Raw genomic sequence first — 11,328 nt, forward strand, 5'->3', positions numbered from 1 at the left:
CAGGGCACCACTGACACGGAAGGATCAGGTGTGGACTTCCCCGATCCTGACGTCATCGAGCCGGATGACGTCCACGAGGGAGACCCCTTCCCCGATGACGACGGCGAGGCGGACGAACCGGCGCCACCCTTGTGGGTATGGGACGGCCTGGACGACGAGCTCTACCAAGGGCTCTGGCGTGAGTTCGCGTCGTGGGTGGAGTGGCTCGAGGATGCCTACGGCACCTGGGTGGAGCTGCCCCCGTGCTGGCCGTTGCACGAGGCATTGCGCGAGGAGCTCAGGCTCTTCTGGTACTGGCACATCGAGCTGATGACCACCGAGGAGAGCCCCGTCACCGGCATCGCGTGGCACAACGACCTTCGGCAGTCCACCCAGGCGTGGCGCGAACTCGCCTCGTGCGAGCACGCCGAGCAGTTGAGGTACCACCGCCAGCTCGCGGAGCAGCGGCGGAGAAGGCACGAGGGGTTCCTCGAACAGGCGATCGCGACCCGGAACGACGCCGGGCGGCGGCATGACGGAGGCGAAGCGTGAGCAAGTTCTGTGGTGGCTGCGGCAACCAGGTGCCCGACGGGCTCAACTTCTGTACCAACTGCGGCCGGCCCCGAGCCGGCGCCGGTGGAACCGGTGGCCAGGAGCAGCAGGCTCAGGCGAGCCAGGTGGGTCCCGGCGGCGCGACCTCGGGTCGACCCGCGCCGGCACAGCCGCACCGCGCGGCCGATGACCCGTACCTGCGCAAGCGTGGTTCGAAGCGACCGCTCGTCATCATCGGCGGCATCGCGGCGGTGCTGATCCTCTTCGCGGTCACCGTCACCGTTCTCCAGTCGACCGTGTTCGGACCCAAGGCCGCCGTGAACGCGTACTTCGGCGCACTCGAGGACCGCGATGCGGAGAAGGCTCTCGCGCGGATCAGCAGCGGATCGTCGAGCGGCGAGGGGAGCACGGGGTCGGGAAGCGCGTCGGAGGAGCTCCTCACCGACAAGGTGCTGGGCGCGAAGCAGTACCAGCCACCGACCGACGTCGAGATCACGAGCACGAAGGCGTCGAGTGACAGCGGCGACGACGACTCGGACTCCCAGGAGGCGAACGTCAGCTACCAGGTCGCCGGGGAGCGGCAGACGGCCACCATGCGGGTCTGGAAGTCCGACGACAAGCGGTTCGGCCTGTTCGACAAGTGGATCATCGAGGGTGGCCGCTCGTCCCTCAGTCTCGCGACCGGTCCGCCGTACACGGTCAACGGCCAGGAGCTGAAGGCACCGGACGAGCAGGGCGGCGGAGAAGACGGCGGCGACGGCGACGATGGCGACGGCGGCTACGGCGAAGGGGAGAGCGCCGCGCCGACCAGCTACGCGGCCTTCCCCGGTGGCTACGAGGTGGCGGTGCCCGGCAACCCGCTGTTCTCGAGCGCGACCAAGAAGGTGACGGTCACATTGAAGGGTGAACCGGCTCAGGTCAACCTCGACCCCGACATCAAGCCGGCGGCGATCACCGAGGTGCGCAAGCAGGTCACCGCGTACATCGACCTGTGCGCCGGGGAGACGACGCTTCAGCCGGACGGGTGCCCGCTCGGCGTGTACGGCGGCAGTGACCCCAGGAACGTCAAGTGGACCGTCACCAAGTATCCGACGATCCGCCTCGCGCAGGAGAACGGTTCGCGCGTGTCCGTGGTGACCGATGACGGCAGCGAAGGCTCGGCGACGGTGACCTACGAGGCCAAGGGGTACTTCGGCGACGAGTACGAGTCACAGACCGGCACGTCCAGCATCACGGTCGCCGGCGTCGTCGTGGTGAAGGGCGGCAAGCTGGACTGGTTGTCGCCCAGGGACGTGGAGGAGAAGCCCTAGCCGACTCTCTCAGCCCAGCCCACCCGCAAGGGCCTCGGCTGCGGCGCGTATCACCGAGACGTGGGACGTGAGCCGTTCGACGTCGACCAGGAAGGTCACGGTCGACATGCTCACTGCCGCTACCGGGGTGCCGTCCGAGCCTGGGACGGGTACGGCGAGGCAGCGCACCGTCGCCTCGTTCTCCTCGTCGTCGAGCGCATACCCCTGCGTGCGCACCCGGGCGAGTTCGGCGTGCAGTGCGCGCCGGTTGGTGATCGTCCGCGGCGTGCGCCGGGGGAGCCCGCGGCGGTCGACGATGGCGTCGACCTCGGCACGCGGCAGCGGCGCGAGCAGGCACTTGCCGATCGCCGTGCAGTGCAACGGGATGCGCATGCCGACGCGTGACGCCATCCGGTACGGCTGGTCGGCGTCGACCTTGTCGATGTACGTCGCGTCGTCACCGCTGCGGACGGCCAGGTGCACCGTCTGGCCGACCTCGCGCTGCAGCCGGCGGAGCACGTTGGCCGGCTGGTCGGCGGCGGTGCCGGCGACCTTCGCGGCGAGCGCGCGCAGTCGGGGACCCGCCGTGTACCAGCCGCCCCGCTCCGCGCTGAGGAACCCGTCGGTGGTGAGGACGGCGAGGATCCGGTGCGTGCTCGGCTTCGGCACGCCCGCGTCGGCGGCGATGTCGGCGAGACGCCGTCGCCCGCCCGACTCGAGCGCCGCCTCGACGATGCGCAATGCCTTCTGCGTGGCGTTGCCCGCCTCGGTCGTCCGGCCGCCACGGGACCGACCGGCCCCGGATGTGCTGGCTGCCTCCGGCGGCTGCGCAGTGGGCATTGACGCCTCCGCGGGTCGGGACTAGGGTCACAGCTGTTCGGCTACACGATACGACGTTCCACTACGTAAAACAACGAGATGACCGACTTCCTCTCTCTCGCCAGGACCCAGCGGCTGGTCCCTGTCCTGCGCGCCGACGACCCGGCCGCCGCGGTCACCAGGGTGGCCGAGCTCGTCGCGGCCGGTTGCCGTGTGATCGAGCTGACGACCACCGTCCCGGGCTGGGACCGCGCGCTCGGGGACGCCGTCGAGCGGTTCGGCGCCGACGGCACGCTGATCGGGCTGGGCACCGTGACCACCCAGGAGCAGGCGACGTCCGCGGTACGCCTCGGCGCCGCGTTCCTCGTCTCGCCCTACACCGCCCCCGCCGTACGCGCAGTCGCCGCAGACGCGCACCTGCCGTTCCTCGAGGGCGCGTTCACCCCGAGCGAGCTCGCCTCGGCTGCGGCACACGGTCCGGTCAAGCTGTTCCCCGCACACGTGGGCGGGCCCACCTACCTGAAGTCCGTCCTGACGATCCTCCCGGCCGGCACGGCCGTGATCCCGACCGGCGGTATCGGGCTCGCCGACGTCGACGCCTACCTGCGGGCGGGTGCCGTCGCGGTCGGCGTCGGGTCCGTGCTGCCCACCGACAGGGACGCACTCGAGGAGCTGTTCGCCGCGAGGTTCGCGGACGCCGATGGGTGAGGCCGTCGACGTCGTGGCACTCGGCGAGGTCCTCGTCGAGCTGCGCACCGACCAGCCGGTGCGCTCGGCCGACACCATCAGGCTCGGCTTCTCCGGCGACGTGCTGAACGCCGCCGCCGCGGCCGCCGCCGCGGGAGCGCGCACCGCGCTGTTCTCCGTCGTGGGCGACGACGAGCTCGGCGACGCGATCGTGGCGCGTGCGGAGGAGCTCGGCATCGACACCGGTGCCGTCGTCAGGTCGCCGCGGTCGAACGGCCTGTACCTCGTCAGCGCCGATGTCAGCGGTGAGCGCCAGTTCCTCTACTGGCGCGACGGCAGCGCGGGGTCGACGCTCTCGCCCGATCACGTCGAGGCGGCGCGCGGGCTCTTCGAGCGCGCGAAGGGTCTGGTGTTCAGCGGCATCGCGATGGCGATCTCGCCGACGGCACGGGCCGCGGCGCTCCGCGCGATGCACCTCGTCGCGGCGCATGGTGGCACGGTGACGTACGACCCCAATGCCCGGCCGAAGCTGACGAGTCCCGCCGACGCCCGTGCCGCGCTGGCCGACGTCGCGCCGCACGCCGACGTCGTCACGCCATCCTGCCCCGTCGACGCCCGCTTCCTCTTCGACACCGACGACGCCGACGCCGTGGTCGCCGAGACCCTCGCGCTCGGCGCGGGTGCCGTCGCGATCACCCGGGGGACGGACGACGTGGTGCTGGCGGACCGGTCGACGCGTACCCTCGTGCCGGTCCCTGACAATCCCGATGCCGTCGACGCGACGGGCGCCGGCGACGTGTTCGCCGGCACGCTCACGGCGCGGCGCGCGCAGGGTGACGAGCTGGCCCGGGCCGTACGGCTCGGCATCGCGGCCGCGTCATTGTCGGTCTCCGGGCTCGGCGGCACCGGGTACATCCCCGGCCTGGTGGAGACCCGCCGGCTGGCGGCGAGTGAGGGCATGGGGAGGAACGAGGGTCGATGAGGATCACCGAGGCGAAGGTCATCGTCACCAGTCCGGGACGCAACTACGTCACCCTCAAGGTGACGACCGACGAGGGCGTCTACGGCATCGGCGACGCCACGCTCAACGGTCGCGAGCTCGCGACCGCGGCGTACCTCCAGGAGCATGTCTGCCCCCTCCTGATCGGGCGCGACCCGCACCGAATCGAGGACACCTGGCAGTACCTCTACCGCGGCGCGTACTGGCGTCGCGGCCCGGTCACGATGGCGTCGATCGCCGCCGTCGACGTCGCGCTGTGGGACATCAAGGGCAAGGTCGCCGGCCTGCCGGTCTACCAGCTGCTCGGCGGCGCCACCCGTGACGCCGTGATGGTGTACGGGCACGCCAGTGGCGACGACGTCGCCGGGGTGCTCGACTCGGTGCAGCGCTACCGCGACGACGGCTTCCGCGCGATCCGTGTGCAGGTCGGCATCCCCGGGCTGGCGGACGTGTACGGCACGACCGACACCGGCGGCACGTACGAGCCGGCCAAGGACGGCGTCCTCCCGAAGGAGGCGGTCTGGGACACCGGCGCGTACCTCGACTTCGTGCCCTGCATGGTCGCCGCCGTGCGCGAGCGGTTCGGCTACGACTTCCACCTGCTGCACGACGTCCACCACCGGCTCACGCCGATCGAGGCCGCGCGGCTCGGCAAGGCGCTCGAGCCGTACCGGATGTTCTGGATCGAGGACGCCACGCGGGCCGAGGACCAGGACGCGTTCCGGCTGATCCGGCAGCACACGACCACGCCGCTCGCGGTCGGCGAGATCTTCAACACGATCTGGGACTGCCAGACCCTGATCACCGAGCGGCTCATCGACTACATCCGCGCGGCCGTGTCGCACGCGGGCGGGATCACCCACCTGCGCAGGATCCATGCCCTGGCGGACGTCTACGGCGTGCGCACCGGCGCGCACGGCGCTGGTGACCTCTCGCCGGTTTCGCTCGCGGCGGCGCTGCACGTCGACATCGCCGCGCCCAACTTCGGCATCCAGGAGTACATGCCGCACCTGCCTCCCGCCGACGACGTCTTCCCGCACGAGTACGCGTACGCGGACGGCTCCCTGCACCTCGGCACGGCGCTGGGACTCGGCGTCGACATCGACGAGGAGCAGGCGGCGAAGTACCCGTACGAGCGCCGCTACCTGCCGGTCAACCGGCTGCGCGACGGCTCCATGCATGACTGGTGACCGGCTGGCGCTCGGCACGCTGGGGTGGGTCCCTGAGGAGCTGCGTCCGGTCGTCGACCCGCGCTCGCTCGACGTCGGCGTCACGCACCTGGGCGTCGGGGCGTTCCATCGCGCGCACCAGGCGGTCTACACCGAGGGCGCGGTCGCGGCGTCCGGTGACACCCGTTGGGGGATCGCGGGATTCACCTCCCGCAGCGGCGCCGTCGCCGACCTGCTCGGTCCGCAGGACGGTCTCTACACCGTCCTCGAACGCGACGACGACACCGCGCGGGCGCGTGTCGTCGGCGTCCTGCGCGACGTCCGGTCGGGATCAGGCGACCCCGGTGCGGTCCTCGACCGGCTCGCGCACGGCTCGACGGCGGTCGTGACGCTGACCGTCACCGAGAAGGGATACCGGCACAACCCGGCGACGGGTCGGCTGTCGCTGTATGACGCCGAGATCGCGGCCGACCTCGCCGGGCGCCCCCCGGTGACCGTCGTGGGCAGGCTGGTACGCGGCCTGCAGCGCCGGATGCGTGATGACGCCGGTCCGGTGTCGGTGCTCTGCTGCGACAACTTCCCGTCGAGCGGCCGGGTGCTCGCAGGCCTCGTCGACGACTTCGTCGCGGCGCTGCCGTCCGCCGAGGGCGACCGGCTCGGCGCCTGGATCGAGGCGCACGCGGCCTTCCCCGACTCGATGGTCGACCGCATCACCCCGGCGACGACCGACGCGGACCTGCGCGACGCGCGCGACCTGCTCGGCCTGCGCGACGAGGCCGTCGTGGTCACCGAGCCGTTCAGCCAGTGGGTGATCGAGGACCGGTTCGCCGCGGACCGGCCGCCGTGGGAGCGGGCCGGCGTGCAGCTCACGGCGTCCGTCGAGCCGTACGAGCGCGCCAAGCTGCGGCTGCTCAACGGCAGCCACTCCACGGTCGCCTACCTCGGCGCGCTCGCCGGGTACGACACGATCGCCGCCGCCATGCGCGACGAGGCGATCGAGGCCGTCGTGGCGCGGCTGATGGCGGATGACGTCACCCCCACGCTCGACCCACCCGAGGGAGTCGACCTCGTCGAGTACGGGCGTACTGTCCTGCACCGGTTCAGGAACGAGGCGCTCGGTCACACGACCAGGCAGGTGGCCATGGACGGTTCACAGAAGCTGGGTCCGCGGCTGCTCGGCACGATCGCGGACGCACTCGCCGCGGGGCGTGAGCCGCGGTGGGCGACCCTCGGCGTGGCCGCGTGGATGCGGTACGTCTCGGCGTCCGCGTCCGACTCCGGCACGCCGCTGACGCTCGACGACCCGCTGGCCGAGCGCATCCGCACCGCGACGCGGTCGGTGTCGACCGCGGCCGGCATCGTCGACGGCCTGTTGGGAGTGACGGAGATCTTCGATCCGGCCCTGGCGCGGGGTTCCTTCCGGGACCTGCTGGTGGACTGGCTCGACCGGCTGCGCGGCGACGGCGTGCGCGCCACGCTGCGACGGGCCATCGCCGCGTCGTAGGGGGTGACGTCCGGGCAGGTGGCAGCGGCGGCCACCTGCCCGGACGTCACGACGGCGGGGGCAGGTTCAGAAGGCGGACTCGTCGAGGTCCATCAGGTCGAGCGTCGTGCTCTCCAGGGACTTGCGCTCCGCGCGGATGCGGGGCAGCTGGCTCGTCGCGAAGAACCTGGCGGCCGCGACCTTGCCCTGGTAGAACGCGCGGTCACGGTCGGACGGCCCCGCGGTGAGCGCGGCGAGGGCGATCTCGGCCTGCCGCAGCAGCAGCCAGCCGACGATGAGGTCACCCATCACGGTGAGCAGGCGCGTGGTGTTGAGGCCGACCTTGTAGAGCTCGGTGGCCTTGCCCTCCTCCTGGGACCCCATCGCCCAGCCGAACATCTGCCCGACCATCGCCTGGACGTCCTCGAGCCCGCGACCGAGCGCGGCGCGCTCCTCCTTGAGCTGGCCGTTGCCGGCCTCGCTCTCGGCGAACTCCTTGATCTCGTTGCCGAGCCGCATCAGCGCCTGCGCCTTGTCCTTCACGATCTTGCGGAAGAACAGGTCCTGGCCCTGGATGCCGGTCGTGCCCTCGTAGAGGGTGTCGATCTTCGCGTCGCGGATGTACTGCTCGACGGGGTAGTCCTGCAGGTAGCCGGATCCGCCGTACGTCTGCAGGGCCACGGACAGCAGCTCGTACGACTTCTCCGAGCCGAAGCCCTTGACCAGCGGCAGCAGCAGGTCGTTCATCCGCACGCTGTCCTCGTCGACGCGGCCCTCGGCCTCGGCGATCATCACGGAGTCCTGGAAGGTCGCCGTGTACGCGACCAGCGCGCGCAGGCCCTCGGCGTAGGACTTCTGCAGCATCAGCATGCGGCGGACGTCGGGGTGGTGTGTCGTGGTGACCCGCGGGGCGCCCTTGTCGGTCGCCCTGGTGAGGTCGGCGCCCTGCACGCGCGCCTTCGCGTACTCGAGCGCGTTGAGGTAGGCGGTCGAGAGCGTGGCGATGGCCTTGGTGCCGACCATCATCCGCGCGAACTCGATGACCATGAACATCTGCCGGATGCCGTCGTGGACGTCGCCGAGCAGGTAGCCGACCGCGGGGTGCTTCTCGCCGAACCGGAGCTCGCACGTGGTCGAGGCCTTGAGACCCATCTTGTGCTCGACATTGGCGACGTAGACACCGTTGCGCTCGCCGAGGTTGCCCTCGTCGTCGTGGTGGAACTTCGGCACGATGAACAGCGAGAGTCCCTTGGTCCCCGGACCGGCTCCCTCGGGGCGGGCGAGGACGAAGTGGATGATGTTGTCGGACAGGTCGTGCTCGCCGCTGGTGATGAACCGCTTGACGCCCTCGATGTGCCAGCTGCCGTCCGGCTGCGGCACGGCCTTGGTGCGGCCGGCGCCGACGTCGGAGCCGGCGTCGGGCTCGGTGAGCACCATGGTCGCGGCCCAGCGCTTCTCGATGATGAGGTGCGCGATCTTGAGCTGTTCGGGTGTGCCGAGACGCTCGATGGTGTGCGCGAAGTTGGGACCGGTCGCGTACATCGCCACGGCCGGGTTTGCGCCGAGCACCAGCTCGGCGGCGGCCCACTTCAGACTGCGGGGCGCCATGGTGCCGCCGATGCGCTCGGGGATGTCCATGCGCCACCACTCGGCGTCCATCCACGCCTGGTAGGAGCGCTTGAAGCCCTCGGGCAGCGTCACGGTGCCGGAGTCGCGGTCCCAGACGGGTGGATTCCGGTCGGAGTCGAGCAGGGACTCGGCCAGCTCGCCGGTCGCCAGTCGGTCGACCTCACCGAGGATGTCGCGCGCGGTCTCCTCGTCGAGCTCGCCGAACGGCTCGTGACCGAGGAGATCCTGTCGCCTGAAGACCTCGAAGAGGTTGAACTGCAGGTCGCGCAGGTTGCTCCGGTAGTGCCCCATGGATGCGTCTCCGAAGGTATGTGTACCCGTCAGTAACACTCTCGATGTTACCCGACGGTAACCAGGGAGCAAGTCCCGGTCCGGTCACGATCGGGACGGTCCGTCAACAGGTCACTGTCGCGTAACCGCCGCTCACCCTTCGTCACCGTCCAGTTCGCCGCATGATGCGTTGCGTCGTACGCAGGCGCAGGTGAGGGCGGGATTCCCGGTGGGAGGCCCGCTTCGTGGGCATCGCGATACCCGTTCCCGCAGGCCCGTGAGGCGGTCTGCGCTCGGGAAGGGTCCCGGGGGGTCGCCACTAGTGTCGGCACGGTGCCGAGCCATAGAGGCACTCCGTGGCGACGCACAGTGATGACAAGGCTTTTTGAGCGCCGCGCGTCTACGGGAGTTCTCGACATGGATCCCTTCGGCCGTCAGCCGTACGCAGTCCCTTCTCCGCAGCCAGGCGCCGTCGACGCGCCGGCCGCGGCCCCACCCGTCTTCCTGGTGCTGATCGGGAACGAGTGGCTGGCCGGCACGGTCGCGCGCGGACTATCGGCACGCCTCGCCGCGACCGGGCGCGCGGCGCGCGTGCTGGTGCCGCCGGTGCGCGGACGTGACTTCCTCGACCCGGCCTGCCGTGCGCGGATGCACGCGTGGTGGGAGGAGCAGCGGACCGGCGTCGACGTCGCGTCCGCCGTCCTCGTCGCCACCGACGAGGACCGGCTCGGCGGACTCACGCACCGTGCGTACGTCGCGGTGCGCCCCGACCGACGAGAGGCGCCGGCACACACCTACGGCGCGGCCGTGTGCACGGTCCCGGCCGCGACCATCCGCGACCTCGTCGACGCCGCCGCCGCGGACGTGCTCGCGATCGGCTCCGCGACGCCGGACGCCGACGTCCCGGCACGTACTCCCGCCGCGTGGGACACCGGCTGCGTCGTGGCGTCCCGCCCGGTGACGAGGCGTCGCACCGCGCGGCTGCCCGATCCGCCACGGCGCGGGCGTGTCAGGCGTAAGCGCCGGCCGCTGATGTCGACCGCCGTTCTCGTCGGCGCACTCGGCTTCGGGGGGTGGCTGCTGTCCGCGGTCGCCCAGCCGGGGACAGCGCAGGCGGACACGCCAGGCGTCCAGAGTGCGCGGGATCACCGTCCGTCGTCGGCGGACGACCTCCGCAGGGAGCGGTTGGAGCGGCGCATCGAGCGGTACGTACGCGAGCGCACCGATGCCGAGCTGCGACGTGCCGGCGTCGACTCGCCGCGCCGCCACCGCGAGGGGCGAGGGGGCTCGCATCCGCCGGGGGAGCGTGAGGCGGCGGATCCCGGAGGGCACGACGGTGACGAGAGCCGCCGGCAGATCGAACGGGTACGAGAGAGGTTCGAGCGGGCGCGTGAGCGCAACGTCGGGCAGGCGCACGAACGCCGTGCGGACGCCGTCCGCGAACGGGTCGAACGGGCCCGTGAGCGTGCCGGCGACGAGGGTGACGAGGCCCGCGAGCGGCCCGCCGAGCGCGCGCAGGAGCGGCGCCAGGCCGAGATCCGCAAGCAGATCGCCCGCGCCCGCAAGCAGATCGAGGACGCGCGCGAGCGCGGTGCCGACGAAGCCCGTGAGCGCCGCGGCGAGGCTCGTACCGAGCGCCGCGACGGCCGCGAGGCGAAGACGCGCCGGCAGTCCGAGGACGTCCGCGAGCGGTCCCGTGAGGCGCGCGAGTGTGACCCGGACGACGCGCGCGACGAGCGGCCGAACGTACGGAAGCGGTGGGAGAAGGCGCGGCAGGCCGAGGTCCGCCGTCAGCTGGAACAGGTGCGAGAGCGGCTCGAGCAGGCCCGCAAGCACCGCCACCACGACCAGCCGGGTCACGACCAGCAGGACGGTGACCGGCCCAGGCATGACGGGCTTCCCGGCGAGCCGGGTGACGCCGACGGCCCCGGTCACGATGCCGACGGCCCCGGCTATGACGCCGACGGGGACGGCAAGCCGGATCAGATCCCGCCGGTCCCGTTGCCGGAACCGCAGGACCCGGGACCCTCGCAGCCCCCGGCGCCGCCGTCCGACAACCCGGACGCGCCGCAGCCGCCGGGTGCGCAGGAGCTGCCCGATGCACCGCAGCCGCCGGGGTCCCCTGACGCGCCGCAGCCGCCGGGATCACCTGACGTGCCGCAGCCGCCGGCACCGCCGTCCGATGCCCCGCAGCCGCCGGAGCTGCCCGATGCACCGCAGCCGCCGGGGTCCCCTGACGCGCCGCAGCCGCCGGGATCACCTGACGTGCCGCAGCCGCCGGCACCGCCGTCCGATGCCCCGCAGCCGCCAGGGTCGCCGGACGCGCCGCAGCCGCCGGGTGACCAGCCGCCGCAGGGCCCGGATGCGCCGCAGCCGCCGCAGGGCCCGGATGCTCCGCAGCCGCCGGGTGACCAGCCGCCGCAGGGCCCGGATGCGCCGCAGCCGCCGCAG

9 protein-coding genes are annotated in these 11,328 nt (G+C 72.0%); 7 read left to right on the forward strand and 2 right to left on the reverse strand.

Translation table 11 applies throughout. The features are described from left to right. Positions 1–129 precede the first annotated feature (129 nt). Positions 130–531 (forward strand): hypothetical protein, encoded by a 402-nt coding sequence (locus GEV10_08445; GenBank protein ID MQA78494.1) that lies wholly within the window; start codon positions 130–132, stop codon positions 529–531. Continuing rightward, positions 528–1,841 (forward strand): hypothetical protein, encoded by a 1,314-nt coding sequence (locus tag GEV10_08450; GenBank protein MQA78495.1) that lies wholly within the window; start codon positions 528–530, stop codon positions 1,839–1,841. The genes GEV10_08445 and GEV10_08450 overlap by 4 nt, the downstream gene beginning before the upstream one ends. A 9-nt stretch (positions 1,842–1,850) precedes the next feature. Here GEV10_08450 and GEV10_08455 read toward each other — a convergent pair whose 3' ends face one another. Further along, the gene (locus tag GEV10_08455) at positions 1,851–2,660 is read right to left on the reverse strand and encodes a helix-turn-helix domain-containing protein (GenBank protein MQA78496.1); all 810 of its coding nucleotides are present in this window, start codon (positions 2,658–2,660) and stop codon (positions 1,851–1,853) included. A 78-nt stretch (positions 2,661–2,738) separates the two neighbouring features. On the opposite strand from GEV10_08455, the gene GEV10_08460 reads away from it, so the two are divergent. The 4 genes from GEV10_08460 to GEV10_08475 are packed head-to-tail and all read left to right on the forward strand — an operon-like array spanning position 2,739 to position 6,999. Further along, the gene (locus GEV10_08460) at positions 2,739–3,347 is read left to right on the forward strand and encodes an aldolase (protein ID MQA78497.1); all 609 of its coding nucleotides are present in this window, start codon (positions 2,739–2,741) and stop codon (positions 3,345–3,347) included. Next, positions 3,340–4,308 (forward strand): sugar kinase, encoded by a 969-nt coding sequence (locus GEV10_08465; protein ID MQA78498.1) that lies wholly within the window; start codon positions 3,340–3,342, stop codon positions 4,306–4,308. Before GEV10_08460 ends, GEV10_08465 begins: the two co-directional genes overlap by 8 nt. Next, entirely contained in the window at positions 4,305–5,516 is a 1,212-nt protein-coding gene (locus GEV10_08470) for a D-galactonate dehydratase family protein (protein ID MQA78499.1), read from the forward strand. The genes GEV10_08465 and GEV10_08470 overlap by 4 nt, the downstream gene beginning before the upstream one ends. Beyond that, positions 5,506–6,999 carry a mannitol dehydrogenase family protein gene (locus GEV10_08475; protein ID MQA78500.1) on the forward strand — a complete coding sequence of 498 codons (1,494 nt, stop codon included), beginning with the start codon at positions 5,506–5,508 and terminating at the stop codon, positions 6,997–6,999. The genes GEV10_08470 and GEV10_08475 overlap by 11 nt, the downstream gene beginning before the upstream one ends. A 66-nt stretch (positions 7,000–7,065) precedes the next feature. Here GEV10_08475 and GEV10_08480 read toward each other — a convergent pair whose 3' ends face one another. Then, the gene (locus GEV10_08480; GenBank protein ID MQA78501.1) at positions 7,066–8,898 is read right to left on the reverse strand and encodes an acyl-CoA dehydrogenase; all 1,833 of its coding nucleotides are present in this window, start codon (positions 8,896–8,898) and stop codon (positions 7,066–7,068) included. A gap of 396 nt (positions 8,899–9,294) precedes the next feature. On the opposite strand from GEV10_08480, the gene GEV10_08485 reads away from it, so the two are divergent. Then, on the forward strand, positions 9,295–11,328 hold a 2,034-nt coding region (locus GEV10_08485; GenBank protein ID MQA78502.1), incomplete at its 3' end, for a hypothetical protein.

The sequence above is a fragment of the Streptosporangiales bacterium genome, from assembly GCA_009379955.1.
Lineage (GTDB): Bacteria > Actinomycetota > Actinomycetes > Streptosporangiales > WHST01 > WHST01.

Coding starts and splice junctions, on each gene's coding strand:
- GEV10_08470 (MQA78499.1), top strand. CDS start 4,305: ATGAGGATCACCGAGGCGAAGGTCATCGTCACCAGTCCGGGACGCAAC.
- GEV10_08455 (MQA78496.1), bottom strand. CDS start 2,660: ATGCCCACTGCGCAGCCGCCGGAGGCAGCCAGCACATCCGGGGCCGGT.
- GEV10_08465 (MQA78498.1), top strand. CDS start 3,340: ATGGGTGAGGCCGTCGACGTCGTGGCACTCGGCGAGGTCCTCGTCGAG.
- GEV10_08480 (MQA78501.1), bottom strand. CDS start 8,898: ATGGGGCACTACCGGAGCAACCTGCGCGACCTGCAGTTCAACCTCTTC.
- GEV10_08475 (MQA78500.1), top strand. CDS start 5,506: ATGACTGGTGACCGGCTGGCGCTCGGCACGCTGGGGTGGGTCCCTGAG.
- GEV10_08460 (MQA78497.1), top strand. CDS start 2,739: ATGACCGACTTCCTCTCTCTCGCCAGGACCCAGCGGCTGGTCCCTGTC.